The 19,158-nt window shown below is 28.2% G+C and carries 18 protein-coding genes, 1 tRNA gene and 1 other annotated feature; of the genes, 8 read left to right on the forward strand and 11 right to left on the reverse strand.

Features of this window, described 5'->3' with window-relative positions:
- Positions 1 to 69: 69 nt before the first annotated feature.
- Positions 70 to 2,508, reverse strand: coding sequence for a leucine--tRNA ligase (leuS, locus tag NT01CX_RS02500; protein WP_011721463.1), 2,439 nt, complete (start codon positions 2,506 to 2,508; stop codon positions 70 to 72).
- Between the two features lie 66 nt (positions 2,509 to 2,574).
- Positions 2,575 to 2,777, reverse strand: a binding site (T-box leader).
- Positions 2,778 to 2,974: 197 nt separating this feature from the next.
- Between leuS and rpsA the strand changes: the two genes are divergently transcribed.
- Positions 2,975 to 4,138, forward strand: coding sequence for a 30S ribosomal protein S1 (gene rpsA / locus NT01CX_RS02505; protein WP_011721464.1), 1,164 nt, complete (start codon positions 2,975 to 2,977; stop codon positions 4,136 to 4,138).
- Between the two features lie 94 nt (positions 4,139 to 4,232).
- On the opposite strand, the gene NT01CX_RS02510 is transcribed toward rpsA, so the two are convergent.
- From NT01CX_RS02510 to NT01CX_RS02530, 5 genes are all read right to left on the reverse strand, one after another.
- Positions 4,233 to 4,308: transfer RNA gene (locus NT01CX_RS02510), tRNA-Gln, on the reverse strand.
- Between the two features lie 67 nt (positions 4,309 to 4,375).
- On the reverse strand, positions 4,376 to 4,885 hold the full coding sequence (locus tag NT01CX_RS02515) for a hypothetical protein (RefSeq protein WP_011721465.1): 510 nt from the start codon (positions 4,883 to 4,885) through the stop codon (positions 4,376 to 4,378).
- A gap of 16 nt (positions 4,886 to 4,901) precedes the next feature.
- Positions 4,902 to 5,501, reverse strand: coding sequence for a DnaJ domain-containing protein (locus NT01CX_RS02520; RefSeq protein ID WP_011721466.1), 600 nt, complete (start codon positions 5,499 to 5,501; stop codon positions 4,902 to 4,904).
- Complete coding sequence (locus NT01CX_RS02525) at positions 5,485 to 6,363, reverse strand: DUF5685 family protein (protein ID WP_039223257.1); 879 nt, start codon at positions 6,361 to 6,363, stop codon at positions 5,485 to 5,487. Before NT01CX_RS02525 ends, NT01CX_RS02520 begins: the two co-directional genes overlap by 17 nt.
- Position 6,364: 1 nt before the next feature.
- Entirely contained in the window at positions 6,365 to 6,904 is a 540-nt protein-coding gene (locus NT01CX_RS02530; RefSeq protein WP_011721468.1) for a class IV adenylate cyclase, read from the reverse strand.
- A 122-nt stretch (positions 6,905 to 7,026) separates the two neighbouring features.
- Between NT01CX_RS02530 and NT01CX_RS02535 the strand changes: the two genes are divergently transcribed.
- Positions 7,027 to 8,064, forward strand: coding sequence for a nucleoid-associated protein (locus tag NT01CX_RS02535; RefSeq protein WP_039223251.1), 1,038 nt, complete (start codon positions 7,027 to 7,029; stop codon positions 8,062 to 8,064).
- 77 nt (positions 8,065 to 8,141) lie between these two features.
- Here NT01CX_RS02535 and fba read toward each other — a convergent pair whose 3' ends face one another.
- From fba to NT01CX_RS02550, 3 genes are all read right to left on the reverse strand, one after another.
- Positions 8,142 to 9,068: a class II fructose-1,6-bisphosphate aldolase gene (gene fba, locus NT01CX_RS02540; RefSeq protein WP_011721470.1), complete on the reverse strand. Its 927-nt coding sequence runs from the start codon at positions 9,066 to 9,068 to the stop codon at positions 8,142 to 8,144.
- 151 nt (positions 9,069 to 9,219) lie between these two features.
- Complete coding sequence (locus tag NT01CX_RS02545) at positions 9,220 to 9,600, reverse strand: DUF4363 family protein (RefSeq protein WP_039223248.1); 381 nt, start codon at positions 9,598 to 9,600, stop codon at positions 9,220 to 9,222.
- A 19-nt stretch (positions 9,601 to 9,619) separates the two neighbouring features.
- On the reverse strand, positions 9,620 to 10,300 hold the full coding sequence (locus NT01CX_RS02550; protein ID WP_011721471.1) for a DUF421 domain-containing protein: 681 nt from the start codon (positions 10,298 to 10,300) through the stop codon (positions 9,620 to 9,622).
- 124 nt (positions 10,301 to 10,424) lie between these two features.
- Here NT01CX_RS02550 and NT01CX_RS02555 point away from each other — a divergent pair, with 124 nt between their 5' ends.
- Positions 10,425 to 12,083 carry a nucleoside kinase gene (locus NT01CX_RS02555; RefSeq protein WP_011721472.1) on the forward strand — a complete coding sequence of 553 codons (1,659 nt, stop codon included), beginning with the start codon at positions 10,425 to 10,427 and terminating at the stop codon, positions 12,081 to 12,083.
- Between the two features lie 94 nt (positions 12,084 to 12,177).
- Positions 12,178 to 12,507, forward strand: a complete 330-nt coding sequence (locus NT01CX_RS02560; RefSeq protein WP_011721473.1) for a hypothetical protein — start codon at positions 12,178 to 12,180, stop codon at positions 12,505 to 12,507.
- Between the two features lie 18 nt (positions 12,508 to 12,525).
- Here the strand turns inward: NT01CX_RS02560 and pssA are convergent, their stop codons facing one another.
- A complete protein-coding gene (pssA, locus tag NT01CX_RS02565) occupies positions 12,526 to 13,038 on the reverse strand; it encodes a CDP-diacylglycerol--serine O-phosphatidyltransferase (protein WP_011721474.1) in 513 nt (170 codons plus the stop codon).
- A 163-nt stretch (positions 13,039 to 13,201) separates the two neighbouring features.
- On the opposite strand from pssA, the gene NT01CX_RS02570 reads away from it, so the two are divergent.
- The 3 genes from NT01CX_RS02570 to NT01CX_RS02580 all read left to right on the forward strand — a co-directional run bounded on the left by NT01CX_RS02570 (position 13,202) and on the right by NT01CX_RS02580 (position 15,454).
- Complete coding sequence (locus NT01CX_RS02570) at positions 13,202 to 13,630, forward strand: CBS domain-containing protein (protein WP_011721475.1); 429 nt, start codon at positions 13,202 to 13,204, stop codon at positions 13,628 to 13,630.
- Positions 13,631 to 13,850: 220 nt separating this feature from the next.
- On the forward strand, positions 13,851 to 14,753 hold the full coding sequence (locus NT01CX_RS02575; protein ID WP_011721476.1) for a YegS/Rv2252/BmrU family lipid kinase: 903 nt from the start codon (positions 13,851 to 13,853) through the stop codon (positions 14,751 to 14,753).
- Positions 14,754 to 14,803: 50 nt separating this feature from the next.
- Positions 14,804 to 15,454: a hypothetical protein gene (locus NT01CX_RS02580; protein WP_011721477.1), complete on the forward strand. Its 651-nt coding sequence runs from the start codon at positions 14,804 to 14,806 to the stop codon at positions 15,452 to 15,454.
- Here NT01CX_RS02580 and NT01CX_RS02585 read toward each other — a convergent pair whose 3' ends face one another.
- Positions 15,455 to 17,329: a YgiQ family radical SAM protein gene (locus NT01CX_RS02585; protein WP_011721478.1), complete on the reverse strand. Its 1,875-nt coding sequence runs from the start codon at positions 17,327 to 17,329 to the stop codon at positions 15,455 to 15,457.
- A gap of 513 nt (positions 17,330 to 17,842) precedes the next feature.
- Between NT01CX_RS02585 and NT01CX_RS02590 the strand changes: the two genes are divergently transcribed.
- On the forward strand, positions 17,843 to 19,105 hold the full coding sequence (locus NT01CX_RS02590) for a magnesium transporter (RefSeq protein WP_011721479.1): 1,263 nt from the start codon (positions 17,843 to 17,845) through the stop codon (positions 19,103 to 19,105).
- Positions 19,106 to 19,158: the final 53 nt, after the last annotated feature.

The raw sequence follows: 19,158 nt of genomic DNA on the forward strand, positions 1-19,158 counted from the left end.
AATTATGCTTATCAACAGCCTGAGTAAAACCTACAACCATGTTTTATGGTTGTAGGTTTTATTTTAAATTTATTTAGCTACTATATTTACAAGGCTACCTTTAACAACTATTACTTTAATTATATTCTTTCCTTCAAGAAGTCCCTTGATAGTTTCATTGTTAAGTGCAGCTTCTTTTATTTCTTCGTCTGTAAGATTTGTTGCAATGTTCATTCTAGCTTTTATTTTACCAAGAATTTGGATAGCTATTTCTACTTCATCTTTAACTAAAGCTTTAGGATCAAATTTTGGCCAAGATGTAGTGAATACTGAAGATGTATTACCTAAAAGTTCCCATTGTTCTTCTGAGAAGTGAGGAGCAAAAGGAGCTAGAAGTTTAATGTAATCAGTTAAAGCTTCTTTTAGGAATTCAACATTTAAGTTTTCTTCATTTAAATATTTTGATAAAGAATTAGTGTATTCCATAATTCTAGCAATAGCAGTGTTGAATTGGAACTTTTCTGTATCTTCAGTAACGTGTTGTATCGCGTAGTGTCTTGTGTAATTTAATTCTTTTTCAGCTTTTTCAATAGTTGTTTTTGTATTTTTAGAATCAGCCATTTGTGTTCTAGAATCAGCTAAAATTCTTTCAACTTTATCTACGAATTTGCTCATTGATTTTATAGCATCATCTGACCATGCGCCACCTTCAGAGTAAGCAAAACCGAACATTAGGTACATTCTAAATACATCAGCACCATATTCTTTAATATAATCATCTGGAGCTATTGTATTTCCTTTAGATTTACTCATTTTAAGTCCGTCTGGTCCAAGTATTAATCCTTGGTGAGTAAGAGAAGTAAATGGTTCATCAAAGTTTAAGTATCCCATATCTCTAAGAGCTTTTGTTATGAATCTTGCATAAAGAAGATGCATACAAGCGTGTTCTGGTCCACCAACATATTTATCTACTGGAAGCATTTTATTAACTTTATCTATGTCAAATGCTTTTTCAGAGTTATTGTTATCAACATATCTTAAATAATACCATGAAGAACATACAAATGTATCTAAAGTATCAGTTTCACGAACAGCATGACCTCCGCATTTAGGACAAGTAGTATGTAAGAATTCTTCACTTTTTGATAATGGTGATTTACCATCTGGAGTAAATTCTATGTTATATGGAAGTTCAACTGGTAGTTGTTCTTCAGGAACAGCTACAGTTCCACATTTATCACAATAAACAACAGGAATTGGAGCTCCCCAATATCTTTGTCTTGATACAAGCCAATCACGAAGTCTATAGTTTACTTTCCAATTTCCAAGTTTTTGTTCTTGTAGTTTCTTAACAATAGCTTCTTTAGCTTCTTCACCATATAAACCATCAAATTCTCCACTGTTTACTAGAGAACCGTATTCAGTGAATGGAAGAGAATCTCCTCCTTCAATAACTCTAACTATTGGAAGATCATATTTAGTTGCAAAAGCATAGTCACGTTCATCGTGAGCAGGAACTGCCATTACACAACCAGTACCGTATGTTGCAAGTACATAGTCACCAACCCAAATAGGAACTTTATTTCCGTTTATAGGGTTTATAGCATATGATCCTGTGAATACTCCTGTTTTTTCTCTTGTTGAAGATTGTCTTTCTATATCTGATTGTTTTTGAGCTTCTATTTTGTATGCTTCAACAGCAGCTTTGTTTTCTTCAGTTGTAAGACTATCAACAAGTTCATTTTCAGGTGCTAGAACTACGTAAGTAACACCATTTAGAGTATCAACTCTAGTAGTGAATACATCAAATGTTATATCTGAATTTTCTACTTTAAAAGTTGCTTCAACACCTTTTGATTTTCCAATCCAGTGTTTTTGCATTGCTTTAGTTTTTTCAGGCCAATCAAGACCATCTAATTTTTCTAAAAGCTCATCAGCATAATCTGTTATTTTTAAAAACCATTGAGTTAATGCTTTCTTTTCAACTAAAGAATCACATCTTTCACAATGACCATCTAATACTTGTTCGTTAGCTAAAACAGTGTTACAGCTAGGGCACCAATTTACTGGAGCATTTTTTCTGTATGCAAGTCCTTTTTCATATAATTTTAAGAATACCCATTGAGTCCATTTGTAATAATCAGGAAGACAAGTTATGATTTCATGATCCCAATTAAACATAGCTCCCATTGATCTTAATTGCTCTTCCATGTTTTCTATATTTTTCATTGTTGAATCTTGAGGATGAATTCCTGTCTTTATTGCAAAGTTTTCAGCAGGAAGACCAAATGCATCAAAACCCATTGGTTGAAATACATTATAACCATTCATTTTTTTAAATCTTGCCCAAGAATCTGTTGGACCATAGTTAAACCAGTGACCAGCATGCAATTTTGCAGCTGATGGATAAGAGAACATTTCAAGTACGTATAATTTTTCACCTGGAGCATTTTCGTCAAAATTATGTAGTCCAGACTCTTCCCATTTCTTTTGCCATTTTTCATCTACTGTTGTTCCGTAGTTTCCCATAAAATAACCTCCTTATAAGTTTAATAAAATATTAATTTAAAATAAAAAACCTTTCATCTCTTTTAATAAAGAGACGAAAGGTGTAATTTCCGCGGTACCACTCTAATTAAGCTTAAAGCTTCACTTTAAAAAATATAACGGTTTAATCCGTATCTGCTTCTTACAGATAAGCTCAAAGGCAAGTTCGTAAATTATCAATATTGTCTTGCAGCTACCGACAACTCTCTTAAATTGAAAAAAATACTACTACTCCTTTTCAAAGCAATAACATATAACTTTTGTTTTTTAATTATAGAGTAAATAGGAAATACTGTCAAGGGTATTTGTATATAAATAAAGTAATATGTATATTATGTCAAGTATAAGAAGGTTTTATTCAACATATGTATAAGATTTATTAATATAGTGTATTTTGGTATACTAAATGTATAAAAGAATTTTAATATAAAAGTAAGGGGAGATACATATGGAAAAAGATAAAGTACAAGAAGAATCAATGCAAGATATTATGGAAGCTATAGATAAGACTATGGAACCGATTTATGTTGGAGATATTATTGAAGGAGAAGTAATTTCTGTATCTCAAAATGAAGTTTTAGTGAATATAGGATATATAACTGATGGAGTTATAAAAAAGAATGAAGTATGCAGTGATGATGAAGAGCTTAAAGATATTTTAAAATCAGGTGATAAGGTAGATGTATATATAGTTAAGATAAATGATGGAGAGGGAAATGTATTATTATCTAAAAAGAAAGCTGATAGTGTTAAAGCATGGGATACATTAAAAGATGCATTTAAAAATGGAACAATATTAGAAGCTAAAGTAGATGAAGTTGTAAAAGGCGGAGTTGTAAGTTATATAAATGGAATAAGAGCATTTATACCAGCATCTCAAATATCAGCTAGTTTTGTTAAGGACGTAAAAGTATTTTTAGGTAAAACTTTAAAGGTTAAAGTAATTGAATTTGATGGAAAGAAAAATAAAGTAGTTCTATCAGCTAAGGAAGTTGAATTAAAAGAAATAGAAAATAAGAAACAAAAGGTTTTAGCTTCACTTAAAAAAGGAGAAAAAAGAAGTGGTGTTGTAAGAAGACTTGCAAAGTTTGGTGCATTTGTAGACTTAGGAGGAGTAGATGGATTAATTCATAATTCAGATTTATCTTGGGAAAGAGTAAATAATCCTTCAGATGTTGTAAAGGTTGGAGACAAAGTAGAAGTTTATGTACTTGATTTTCATAAGGACACAGGAAAAATTGCATTAAGTCTTAAAAATGTAGAAGAAGATCCATGGAATAATGTTTCTTCTAAGTTTAAAGTTAATGATATAGTTGAAGGAAAAGTTGTAAAACTTTTAGATTTTGGTGCATTTGTTGAAATATTAGGTGGAGTAGAAGGATTAGTTCATATTACAGAAATAACTGATGAAAATATAGCAAAACCTTCAGATGTTTTAAAGAAGGGTGATAAAGTAAAAGTAAAAATACTTGAAATAAATGAAAACGATAAGAGAATAGCATTATCAATTAAAGATGCAGAAAATAAAGTTGCAGAAGAAATAGAAAAATATAATGATGAAGATGAAGGAAACTTTGCATTTGCAGACTTATTAAAGAATTTTAAGTTTTAGTTTTTTATATAAAAGTTAATATATTTAATTTATGATTAAAGGTTAAAAGAGGCTTCTATTATAGAGGCCTCTTTTAAATCTAATTTATAAAGTTTGGCTGCCCAAGCAGGATTCGAACCTACGGAGTGCCTGAGTCAGAGTCAGGTGCCTTACCGCTTGGCTATTGGGCAATATTTAAAATATTAACAGTTATAAATTATACCATTTTTTCATAAAAAGTCAATATTTTAGATAATTTTAGAATTTAGATGCAAAGTGTTTATTATAATATGATACAAATAATGTTAGTACATAATCGAATATAAAGAAGATTATTTCACCAAAAATTATAATTGTATATATAGGGAAATACATTTTATAGGAACTAAAATCTCCTATAAACAGTGTTTTATATAAGTAAAATAATATAAACATAGAAACATTAAAATAAATAAGTTTCAAAAATAATTCTAATGGTACATTATTAAAATGTTCTATATAGTATTTTACAAAACCATATAATCCGAAAAATAATATATAAGTAAAAACTATTTCTTTAGGTGAAACTATAAAAAAGCTCAAAATAGAACTGGCAACAAAGACTAATAAACCAGTTTTTACTCCTAAACTGATAATTGAAAGTATTATTATAAAAGAGGTTATTGTCATTAAGGATAATTTATTGGTAGGTATTATGGAGCTTAAATAAATAAAGATTAATGTTAAAGCTATAAGTATACCACCTTTTGTAATGTTAGATACTTTCATAATAAAAACATCTCCTTTAACAACAAGAAATTATATTACCATCACAACAACATTCACACATAGTATCTAGACACCAAAGTTTTACACAACAATCACAGAAATCAGAATCACTTCTACGACTAGTATTATATCCCTGTCTAAATGTATTATTCCTATTTTTCAGCATATTTAAAGCATTAATATATTCCTTATTATATGGATCTAAATTACAAGCTATACTTATATAATTAATTCCAGCGTCATACCATCCTTTTTTTAAATTAACTAATCCCATTAAATAGTTCCACTCAGCATTATGATTTGTCATATTATTTAATTGAGCTTCAGCGTAACTTATATTACCTCTATTTATATGCATTCTAATTTCATTAAATGATGTTGCGTTTGTAAAATTACCAAAATCAGAATTATTATTAAAGGAAGTATTTTGATGATTTTTCATAAGGTAATCATAAGCTTCATTTAATTCACGCATTTTTTCTTCTGCAAGATCTTTTAAGGGGTTATCTCCGTATTGATCAGGATGATATTTTTTTGCAAGTTTTCTATAAGCTTGTTTGATTTCTTCTTCTGTAGCATTTTCATTTATTTCAAGAATTTCATAAGGATTTTTCATTGTTAGATTCGCTCCTTTTAAATATTATATTCATTTTTTCAAGTAAACCATAGTGAAGAATATTTTCAAGTAAATCATAGTTCTTTTGTATAGGAAGATTTTGAAAATAGCTATAACATTCCATTGCACAATTACAAAGAATAAAGTCAATTCTAGAACTTATAACTTTTACTAATTCTGAGTAGGGCAAGTTATCTTTATTTATACATAGATTAATAGGATTAAATTTATGACTTTTCATATCTTTTTCGAGGTCGTCATAAGCATCTATAATATATATCCATTTCCCTAAATTATATCCTAACCAGTATAGGTCAAGTTTATAATCTGTATTTTCTATATAATAAGATATAATAAATCCAGTTAAATCAGCAAAAGGATGAGCAAATTCATCTAAGTTTTTATCTTGAGGATTTTTTTCTAAAGAGTTTAATTGGTTTAGTTTTTTTTCAATATAGATTTTAAGTTCATTGTAATTAGGTTGTTTTTTCAAATACTTTTTTAATATAAGAGAAACTAGTTTGCTTTGTAATGAATTGTCATCATTATAATCATCTAAAAGTTTATAATAGGTTAAACATACGTTGCAGAATGCTGCATAATCTAAAGCTTTATTATTTACAACAAAGATTCTGCTTTTTATAGGATGAACTATGCAAGTATGATTATTATAGTTGGTTTTTGTTTTATCTAAGGAGTCTAAAAGGATTGACAGAAATGTCATATCATAATTTAATGATAATCTTGGAAGATTTCCAAAGTTATTTTTTAATGATAAACAAAGTCCACAATAATATGCTTTAAATTTTTCGTAATCCTTTATTTTAAGTTCCATTTTATATGGAAAAACGTAACCGAACATACTATTTAGAATTTCTTTCTTCTAATATTTGATATATAGTTTTAGAGGTTGTATCTTTCATAGTATATCCTAAAATTGATACTACTTCTTCTAATTCTTCTTCAACGGAAGTTTCTATTTCTATATATGGAAATGGGCAAAAGCTTTTTTCGTTTATATCAATTTCCACAAGAGCATTCTTATATTTGTAGCTTTCTCTATATTTTTTTATGGATTCAAATAGTTTTAATCCAAGAGAGGTAAAAATATTTGCTCCTTCTTGTGCATTGTTAATAGTAACTTCATTTTCACTCATTAATTTATATTTATCTTGACTTAAAAGTTTTTTGGTAGTCATAAAGTAAACATCTTTATTATTAAGTTCATCTTTTACTATTCTTATTCTTGCATATCCTTTTTCTTTTAAAAGGCGTCTATCTTCAAAGTCATATATGTTATTAATTTGATTTTCTTGTTTTACTTTAGTTGCACCTACAGATAACATTTTGGATCTTACATCATCTACATCAATATCTATTATTCTAGTTTCTATTTCATTCATTTTAATTCACCTCATTTATAGTTATTTTATAATTATATCATAAATAAAAAATACCATAAGGACAAAAAGTTTTATGATATAATTAGGGTTATAGTTTATTATGATTTTTAGGAGTGAATGATTTGGAATATATAAATGATATTACTATAAATGAGGCTGTAATACATATTCTTGATAATAATGCTGATGAGCCAATTTTAAATGAGTATAAATTAGAACTAAATGATGAGGTATATACATTTTTAACTAAGCATATACAAAAATGTTTTAAAGATGAAGAACTTAAATATGCTGTTTTTAATGATGAAAGAAATATTGTTAAGGATGTATCTCAAGAGTTTTTAAGTAAGGAATGTGAGTTTTTAGAAGCGTCAAAAGAACTTGCAAGACAAATGTTTATACTTATGAGATCAAAGGGAAGTATAGCATCTTGCGATCTTGTAGTGGTTCATATATCTACAGAGTATGGTTCTATGCTTGGAGTTATGAAAATGGATTATATAAAAAATTATTTTCATACAGTAGAGGTAGTAGATGAAAAAATAGATATTAATATAATTCCACAGTACACAGGGCTACCAGCCAGTGGACAAAAAATAAATAAGTGTGCTTTTATTAAACCAATTAGAGATGATAATGAATATGATCTTATGGTAATAGATAAACAAACTAAAAATAAGAAAAGTGAAGAATATGGTTCAAATTATTTTATAGGAAATTATTTAGGGTGCCGAGTAATAGACAATGAAAGAGATATTACAAAAAGTTTTGTTGAAACTGCAGAAAAGTGGACCAGAACAAATTTAAAGGAAAATGCAGAAGCTCAAGAAAACATCAGAAATACTATTAAAAAGAAGCTTCGTGAAGAAGAAGAGTTTGATGTAAAAGAAGTTGCTGAAGATTTGTTTGGAGATGAAACAGTTGTTAAAGAAAGCTTTGTGAACTTTGTTAAAGAGGAGGGCGGAGTTGAAAAGGTAGCTGTAGATAAAGAGTGGGTAGATAAGAAGTTTAAAAGAATAAGGCTTAAAATTGATAAGGATATAGATGTATATTTAAATGAGGATGCTTATAATGATAATAGTAGATTTGAGATAATTAGAAATGGAGACGGGACTATTAATATGGTTATAAAGCATATTTCAAATTATATAGAAAAATAGTAATTTAAGATAATAGTATTTAAAATATAAGAAAAGGATATTGCAATTAAGCAATATCCTTTTTCTAGTACTTAAAATTAAAGTCTGTCGTTTGAACCAAATACGTTAACGATTTTCTTTTCAACTAGGCCTTTGATTAATTCTCTTCCAGGTCCTAAATATTTTCTTGGGTCAAACTCAGAAGGTTTTTCTCCTAATGATTTTCTGATACCAGCAGTCATAGCAAGTCTTAAGTCAGTATCAACGTTTATTTTACATACTGCCATAGAAGCTGCTTTTCTTAACATATCAGCTGGAACTCCTTTTGCTTTTGATGGGATTTCTCCACCAAATTCGTTACAAATCTTAACAAGTTCAGAATCAACTGAAGATGCACCATGAAGAACTATAGGGAATCCAGGTAATTTATTTTGAATTTCTTCTAAGATGTCAAATTTTAATTTTGCTTCACCTTCAAATTTAAATGCACCATGGCTAGTTCCAATGGCGATTGCTAAAGAATCACAACCAGTTCTATTAACGAAATCAACTGCTTGGTCTGGATCAGTATAAACATGTACATCGCTCTTTACATGTTCTTCTACTCCAGCTAGAACTCCAAGTTCAGCTTCTACAACTACTCCGTGAGCATGAGCATAATCAACAACTTCTTTAGTTTTTCTTACATTTTCTTCATAATCTAGATGAGAACCATCAAACATTACAGAAGTAAATCCGTTTTCTATACAAACTTTTATAGTTTCTAGGTCTGGACCGTGATCTAAGTGAAGAGCCATATCTACTCCGCTATCTTCAGCAGCAGCTTCTACTAAAGCTCTTACATATTTAGGACCAGCATAAGTTAATGCTCCCTTAGAAACTTGGATTATTACAGGAGACTTTTGTGCTTTGGCAGCTTCAACAATACCTTGAAGTATTTCCATGTTATTCATATTGAAAGCACCAATAGCATAATTCCCCTCATAAGCTTTTTTGAACATTTCTTTAGTTGTTACTAATGCCATACTAATTCCACCTTCCAAATAATTATTAGGATTATATTATCTTTAGTTATATTTTAGAGACTAATGCTATCAAAGTTATTATACCCCATTAGTAATATATTTACCATAGCGTATAATGCAATAAAAACGTAAACATAATAAAAAAATTTTTTTAAAAAACGTTGGTTATGTTTACTTTTTGGATTTCTGTAATTTCCTTCAATAAAAATTTGATTTCATGTATTGAAGCTAAGGCGTCAACTTTTTCTTCATACTTTATATATTGGGTTAATTGTAGTAAATCGGAGCTTATAGATTCTACATGTACATGATGTATGTAAGCTGTAAGTAATTTAGAATCTTTTTTCCAAGAATCTAAAAAACTTATAGATTCATCATATGCTTTATTCCATTGTTCATCGGAAACCATTTGTTCTAATGAATTAACTTTTTCTTCATAATAGTAGTATTTTGTGTTGAGATAATGTATTGAAATTGATATAGTAATAATTAGAAGTATAAATATTACAAATGAGGTAAAAATATTTTTCATTTACAATGCTCCTTCCAATTTAGTTATTATCATCATTTAGTTGATAGAAAAATTGTCCACTAGAATCTAAAGTAGCTAAAAATACTTCTTTTTCAGAAGATATATTGTTAGCTTTTAGTTGTGTGTATAACCAGTTATTATCTTTATTTATTATTGCTAGATTGTGTCCATGAATTTTCCCATCTAATATTAAGGTTACGGGTAAATTTTCTTCTGGACGTACTATATTTAGATCTTCTCTAGTTGTAGGTGTTACTTTACTTTTTGGAATTACGGATAATTGTCCACTGGTCTCTAATATTGCATATTCGATATCTGATATATTATAGTAACCACATAATCTTATTTTTTCTATTAAATCGTTAAACCCCATTCTTTGGTTACGAAGTTCTTTTATATTTATTTTTCCGTGTTCAATTAGTATGCTAGGGGTACCTGTTAAAATTGAACCAAATTTTTCACTTTTCAATTCTAGCAAGGTTATTAAAGATTGTAGTACAAGTAATGTAATTATAGGTATAATACCGTGAATAAGTGGAATTCTAAGATCTTGCATAGGTAATGAAGCAAGGTCAGATATCATTATTGCAATAACAAGTTCAAATGGCTCTAATTGACCAATTTGTCTTTTACCCATTAAACGCATAACAACGACTACTAAAATATACAATATAATTGTTCTTATAAGCACTATAAACATAAAAAAACTCCTTTCATAAATGTATTTTTTCCTAAAAGAATAAATTTATGAAGGAAATTATGATTATTTGAGAATAGAATGAAATATGAAAATATATTTTTACAGCTGTTTATGGAGGGATATTATGTGTAATATAAATATAACTTTTAAAGATAATAAGAAGATTTCTGTAAGCAAAGGTACAAACTTATATGAAATATCAAAATTTTTTCATGTACCAGATAAAAAAGTTCCAATACTTGCATGGTTTAATGGAAAAATATATGAACTTAATCATAAAGTATATGAAGATGGTAACTTTGAAATAGTTGATCCTAAGAGAAAAATATCAGTACTTGCTTATATGAGAACATTACAATTTATTTTAATAAAGTCTGTTAGAGATTTATATCCAGGTGTAAAGGTGCGTATAGAGCATTCTTTAAGTAAAGGTATTTTTGGGGAAGTTAGTAAGGAAACTCCTTTAACTCAGGAGGATGTAAAAAACATAAAAAACAGAATGCAAGAAATTATAGATAAAGATATAGTTATTCATAAGCTTTCTGTTCCTAAGGAAAAGGCAATAGAAATATTTAAAGAATATGATATGGATGCAAAACTCAGAATGTTTGCTCATGTGGATAATAAAAATGTAACTTTGTATGAATTAGATGGAATGTATGATTATTTTTATGGACCAATGGCATACTCAACAGGACATGTTAGATTATTTGATTTAATGTACTATGAACCAGGATTTATTTTAAGAGGACCTACTATAGATAATTGTGACAAGTTACCTAAATTTATTGAACAAAAGAAACTAGCAAAAATATTTTATGAAAGTGAAAAATGGGCACAGATAATAGATGTTGGGGATGTTGGAGCTTTAAACGACCATGTTAAAAGTGGGGATATTTCATCACTTATAAGAGTTGTTGAAGCATTACATGAGAAGAAAGTTGCATATATTGCCGACATGATTAATAATAGAAAAAATGTAAAAGTAGTATTAATTGCGGGACCATCATCTTCAGGGAAAACAACCTTTGCAAAAAGACTTGCAATACAGTTAAGAGTTAATGGACTTATGCCAGTTCCAATCTCTCTTGATGATTACTTTGTGGATAGAGAAAAGACTCCTAAAGATGAATTTGGAAACTATGATTTTGAATCTATATATGCTTTAGATTTAGAATTATTTAATAAAAATTTATGTGATCTAATGGAAGGTAAAAAAACAGTAGTACCTGAATTTGATTTTAAAACAGGAAGTAGACGTTGGAAAAAAGAGACTTTAGAGTTGCCTAAAAATGCAGTTCTTTTAATTGAAGGAATCCATGGATTAAATGAAATGTTGACAGCGTCTATTGCAAAAGAAAATAAGTTTAAAATATATATAAGTGCTTTAACTCAATTAAACCTAGATAATCATAATAGAATTGCTACAACTGATGTGAGAATGATAAGAAGAATAGTAAGGGATAGTTTATCTCGAGGATATGGTGCTGAAGATACTTTGAAAATGTGGCCTTCTATAAGACGTGGGGAAGAAAAAAATATATTTGTATTCCAGGAAGAAGCCGATGTTATGTTTAATTCAAGCTTGATATATGAGTTATGTGTGTTAAAAAAATATGCAGAACCTGAACTTTCTAAGATAAGCGAAGAAAGTCCTGTTTATTATGAAGCTATGAGATTAAAGAGTTTCTTACACTTCTTTAAAGATGTAGATAAAAATTTAGTTCCTGAGAATTCCATAGTGAGGGAATTTGTAGGAGGAAGTTGTTTTTATAAATATTAAATGTAATGTTAAGTAATAAAATACAGTTAAAAAGGTATTATTTTGTTATAAACCTAATATAATAAGTATTGAAATTAAGTATAAAGGTGATGTGGTGGGAAGCAGAAAAGTTATAGAAGCATATAAGGTAGATATTAATGGACTTGCAGATTTACTTGGCAAACTAGTTACATCATATCAAGTTTTAGTGAGCAGTAGTACCCAGTTAAATAGCATGGCTTTATCAAAAAAAGGTCAAGTAAAAGATACGCTTCAAAGAGCTAGAAGGCTTGGAAGGATAATCGATGAAATTATAACTGTTTTAGAGCAGTCAGGAGACAATTATATGGATTATTGTGAATTGAAATCTGAGATAATAAAAAATACTATAAATGAGAATTATATAGTATCAGAAATTAATGAGCAACTGAGCTTTAATGAATAAAAAAAGTGTGAAAGAAAATCACACTTTTTTTATTTTTAATTTACTTACCATAAGGTATGATAAAACAACCATTAATATACTTGTAACTAAAACGTTAGAAGTATGATTAATATTTATAAATGCATATACTGCCATTAACATTCCGGCTATAGTTATAGGTATTCCCATGAAAGTACCCTCAAATTCTGAACAATTGTATCTTGCTAGTCTGTAAGCACCTGATAATGGAAAAATTAATACTAATAAATAACCTATAATTCCTAAATTGATAAAGTTGTATAGTTGAAAAATTAATATAGCTGGTGCTACACCAAAGGAAACTAAGTCAGCAAGTGAATCTAATTCTTTTCCAATCTCACTAGAAACATCTAAATATCTAGCTATTCTACCATCATATCTATCCATAAGACCAGCTAATAGGATAAAGATACAAGCAGCACTAAATTTATCTTCAAATGTCATTATTAAGGATATAAGACCACAAGCTAAATTACCTAAAGTGAAGGCATTTGGAACTGCCTTTTTTATCATTATAATATCACTCCTAAAAATTATTAAATATAAATAATAGTATATATATATATTTATAATTATATAGTATTTGAGACAAATATTTAAGAGTAAAATAATATTTTTTATAAAAACTTAATATATTACGGTTTTCAGGGCAAAATATTTTTAGGAGGTGTCTTGGATGGAAATAAAAAATATAATGACTAAAACCGTAGCAACTATAAATCCAGAAGACTCAGTAGAACGTGCTGCTCAAATGATGAGCGAATACAATGTTGGCTCTATTCCAGTATGTAGAGGAGAAAAAGTAGTTGGTATAGTTACGGACAGAGATATTACATTAAGATCATCTGCTGAGGGAAAAAATGTGCATCAACAAAAGGTTAAGGATATAATGACTTCAAATCCAGTGGTTGTAAATCCAACTATGGATACAAATGAAGTTGCAAGAATAATGGGAGAAAGACAAATAAGAAGGCTTCCAGTAGTTGAAGATGAAAAAGTTGTTGGAATAGTGGCTTTAGGTGATTTAGCAGTAGAGTCAGGTTGTTTAAATCAATCTGAAAATACTTTAGGTGAAATATCAACTCCAGCTACCCCTAATATTTAACAATATATTATATAGATATCTATAAAAAAGCCTATGAGTTGCATTGTAATTTCATAGGCCTTTTTATGTTTACAGTAAAATAATCGAGTTAAAGGCATTAATACTATAAATTAAATATAAATTGTTAAATTTTTATAATGATATTATAATATATAAATAAATATATATATTATAGAGTATTCATCAAATTTTAGGGAACAATTGAATAGGAGAATTAAGAATGAATAAAGTTAAGTTTATTTACAATCCTTACTCGGGGGAAAATGCAATTATAAATGAAATAGATAAAGTAATAATGATCCATCAAAAATATGGGTATATAGTAGAGCCATTTAGAATTTCTAAAAATATAGAACTAAAATGTGCTTTTGATAATATAGACGATACTTTTAAATACATATTAATAGCAGGGGGAGATGGAACTGTAGATAGTGTTGTAAATTGCATGAAAACATTAAATATAGATTTGCCAATAGGCATTCTTCCTATGGGTACGGCAAATGATTTCGCTAAGTTTATAGGAATGTCAACCAATGTATCACAGGCCTGTGAACAAATATTAAGTAGCAAACCAACAGCATTAGATATAGGAAAAATCAATGAAAAATATTTTATAAATGTTGCAAGTACAGGACTTTTTACAGATGTTTCTCAAAAGACGGATGTAAATTTAAAAAACACCATAGGAAAACTTGCTTATTATGTAAAGGGAATAGAGCAAATACCGAGTTTTAGAAAGCTAAAGATAAAAGTTAAATCAGAACATATGAACTTTGATGATAATATGTATCTTATGCTTGTATTCAATGGAGAAACAGCTGGGAATTTTCATTTAGCATATAAAGCTGATTTATCTGATGGTATGCTTGATGTAATTATAGTAAAAGCAGGAATGATAAAAGATATAATAGGGTTGTTTATAAGAATTTTAAAGGGAGAACACTTAGAAGGTACAAAAGGGCTTGTATACTTTAAAACTGACAAATTAGAAATTGAGTGCCATGAGGACATAGTAACGGATATAGATGGAGAGAGAGGACCTGATTTCCCTGTAACAATAAGATGCATTAAAGGTGGAATTAAGGTTTTAGGAGTACAAAAGATAAATAACAGTAATAAATAGTGAAAAAATATAATAGTTATAAATAACAATAATTTTAGGGTGATAAAACATTGAAAGGATATATTTATTTAATACTTTTAACAGTTATGTTATTTATAATTTATAAAGGCTTTAAGGATAATTTAAAAGAATCTCCTCATAAAATTAAGTTAATATGCATATTTGCATTCTTAATAATGTTTATACGATATTTAACTTTATTTGGATTTTTCTTTGTGCAAAATATACGTTATCTTTATCTTTTTAAATATGGGTATTTTTTAAATTTATTATCTATACCTATAACCGGACTTGTTGTAATTTATATATTTATGAGAGATTATAAAATAAAGTTTTCTTTAATATTTCCAATAACCATTGCATTATCAATTTTATATGGGTTTATAGTTAATACATATAATTTAATAGTAAAAGTTGATATTATGTACGGGTATTATATGAGATTAGAAAACAGTGTTTACATATACATTGGATATATGCTGATGAATATTATATTAATCGTACTAGCTATAAATATATATAAGCCTAACTTAGATAAAAAAGGAATAGTATTTGTAATAGTATCTTCAATGATTACCGTATTAGAAACCTTATTTTTTGTAATAGGCAAGGGTGTATTTATAGAATTAGTTATTGGAGATATCTTATGGATGTTAACTTTAAATTATGGAATAAGTAAATTAAAGAAGCCAGGGAAATAATTATCTCCCTGACTTCTTTGTTCTTTTATTAGAAGATTTACCTTTGGAATTTGATTTTTTATTTTTACTTTTCATTGGTCTTGGTGGTATAAGACAGTCTTTACCGAATCCTATTAAATCTTCTCTACCAGCTTTTATAAGAGCTTTTTTTACTAAATTATAATTTTCAGGTTTTGAAAATTGAAGTAATGCTCTTTGCATAGACTTTTCTTCAAAAGTTTTAGGAACATAAATATGTTCTCCAGTTAAAGGGTTTATTTCTGTATAGTACATAGTAGTAGATAAACTTCCTGGAGTAGGATAAAAATCTTGTACTTGTTCTGGGCTATGTCCCATATGTTTTATATAACATGCAAGTTCGATTGCTATATTAAGATCACTACCAGGGTGACTTGATATAAGGTATGGAACTAAAAATTGTTTTTTACCAAGTCTTTCATTTATAGCTTTATATTTAGCTTCAAATTTTTCATAAACCTCATTTTTAGGTTTTCCCATAGCACTAAGAACAGTATCGTTTATGTGTTCAGGGGCAACCTTTAATTGACCACTTATGTGATGTTCACATAATTCTTTAAAGAAAGTATCCTTTTTGTCTGCAATTAAGTAATCAAATCTTATACCAGATCTTATAAATACTTTTTTAATTTTAGGTAGCTTTCTAACTTTTCTTAATAAATCTAAATATTCGCTGTGGTCTACTTTTAAGTTTTTACATGGAGTTGGGAAAAGACATTGTTTGTTTTTACATACTCCGTGTTTTTTCTGTTTTTCACAAGCTTTGTGTCTAAAGTTTGCTGTAGGACCACCTATATCATGTATATATCCTTTAAAGTCTTCAAAAGTTGTAAGTAGTTTAGCTTCATCAATTACAGATTGTTGACTTCTATTTTGGATTGTTCTACCTTGATGGAAGTTTAAAGCACAGAAAGAACATCCACCATAACATCCTCTATGACTAGTAATTGAGAACTTAACCTCGTTAATAGCAGGTATTCCACCTTTTTCTTCATAGATAGGATGATAAGTTCTTGCATAAGGAAGATTATAAACTTCATCCATTTCAGTTTCAGTTAAAGTGTCTTGTGGTTTATTTTGAACAATATATCTATTGCCATGTTTTTGAACTATATTTTTTCCGTTAATACTATCTTGTTCATAGTATTCTAATTTATAGCTTTCAGCATATGCTTTTTTGCTGTTAACACATTCCTCATATGAAGGAACTTCTATATAATTATCAACATTGTCTAAAGTATTTGTTGTATAAACAGTACCTTGAACATTTGTTATATTTTTTATATTCATTCCGTATTTAAGTAAGTCAGCAATTTGAACTACTGTTTTTTCGCCCATTCCATATATCAATAAATCTGCTTTAGAATCTAAAAGAAGGCTACGTCTAAGTTTGTTGTCCCAATAATCATAGTGAACAAATCTTCTAAGACTTGCCTCGATACCACCTATAATTATAGGAACTCCTTTGTAAGCTTCACGGGCTTTATTACAATAAACAATTATAGCTCTATCTGGTCTATGGCCACTTTCGCCTCCTGGAGAGAATAAATCATTATGTCTTTTCTTTTTAGCGGCAGTATAGTGATTTACCATAGAGTCCATGTTTCCAGAGTTAATTAAAAAAGCATATTTAGGTTTTCCGAGTTTTCTAAAATCCTCTACATCGTGCCAGTTAGGTTGAGATATAACCCCTACAGTAAAACCTTGGCTTTCTAAAACACGCCCTATTATTGCAGTACCAAAGGAAGGGTGATCAACATATGCATCCCCAGTTATTATGATAAAATCTAATTGATCTATATTTTTATTTTCTAAGTCTTTTTTACAAATAGGTAAAAATTCTTTATTTAATTTCATAATATTAAGTCCCTCCAAATCTAGTAATAATATTAACATAATAAATTCAAAATATAAATAAAACATTTTAAATACATATCATATAATAATATTAGGAAAATTAATAAAAACTAAAGAAAAACGTTGAAATTTTATTTGAGAGTTAAATAAAATGATATAAACAAATAAAATAATGGAATTTCGCAAATACATTTGCATTTTAAGAAAAGTATAATATAATTTATTATAGAGTAGAAAAAAATAAGTTTTAATATATTGCATAAACTTATGCTATGAGAGGTGAGGTATAAATGGAAGGTGGTCCCCTTAGAAGGAGATCTAATACAAATTTAAAACTAAATAATAAGCAATATATAGAGAATAGATTTATATTAATGTATGGTTTGTAATTGACGATTGATTATTAGAGTTGATAATTGAGAATTGATAATACAGACTTTTTAATGTGTCAGTTGTCAAATATTAACCTTAGTAGTATAAAAGGAGTTTCTCTATATAAAGGGAGGAATATCCATGAATAAACTTAATAGTTTTTATTTAAGTCAAGCACTCCATAAAAGTATTTATGACGAATATAATGATTGCATAGGAAGACTAGTCGATATATATGTTACTGCTGGAGATGGATATCCTAAAGCAATAGGATATAAAGTTAAAAAAGGTGGAGAAATTTATAATTATGAATTCAGAAGTGTTCAGGTTTATGAGGACAATGGAAAAATAATTATAAGAGTTAGGGGAGTAAAAGATATAATTCCTAGAGCGTATTCATACCTTTTATCAAAACAATTGCTAGATAAACAAATAGTAGATATAAATGGCAAGAAGGTTGTTAGGGTTAATGATCTTATAATGGCTAATATTACTTTTGATATTAGAGTTATAGCTGTTGAAACTGGTTTTTTAGCATTGAGCAGGAGATATGGCATAGATTCATTAGTAAAAGTTTTTTATAAAATTTTAAAAAAGCCTATTTATGATAAAACTATAATGTGGGATGATGTTGAATCTTTAGAAATGATAGATGATAGTTTAAAGATTTCAGTTCCTTACAAAAAGATATCTGAATTGCATCCAGCGGATATTGCGGATATATTAGAAGAAGTTGATTTAAAGTATAGAAATAAAATATTTGAAAGCTTAGATGAACATTTAGCCGCTGATACTTTGGAAGAAATTGAGCCAGAGATTCAGGCAGATATATTAGAAACTATGAATCAAAGTAAGGCTTCTAGAATTTTAAATAATATGTCCAATGATGAAATAGCAGATATATTAGAAGAAGTTGATGAGGAAATGGCAGAAAAGCTTCTTATGACCCTTGAAAGTGATGATGAAGAAAAAGTAAGAGATCTTATGAGATATGAAGAAGAAACAGTAGGTAGTGTTATGAATACTGATTTTGTTTCTTTTAACGTAAATATTACGGCATCAGAAACTATTGAACTTTTAAAAGAAATATCACCAGAAGAGAAGATAAGTCATTATATATATATAACAGATGAAAAAGGTAAGTTGCAAGGTGTTGTATCATTAAGACAACTTGTTTTTTGTGATGCAAATAAAAAGATAAAAGATATAATGAAAACAGAAATTATAAAGTTAAAAGATGATGAAAATATAGATAAAGCTATTAAAAAATTTATTAAGTATGATCTTATAACAATTCCAGTAATTGATGCGGAAGAAAAACTACAAGGTATAGTTATAATAAATGATATATTTGAAGAATTTTTAGGAGAAAAGATAAAAAGAAAAACAAAAAAAGCTAGTTAATCTTTTATAAAAAAGTCAGTGTAATTTTAAAATTACACTGACTTTTTTAATTT

Origin of the sequence: Clostridium novyi NT, assembly GCF_000014125.1 — a bacterium.
Lineage (GTDB): Bacteria > Bacillota > Clostridia > Clostridiales > Clostridiaceae > Clostridium_H > Clostridium_H novyi.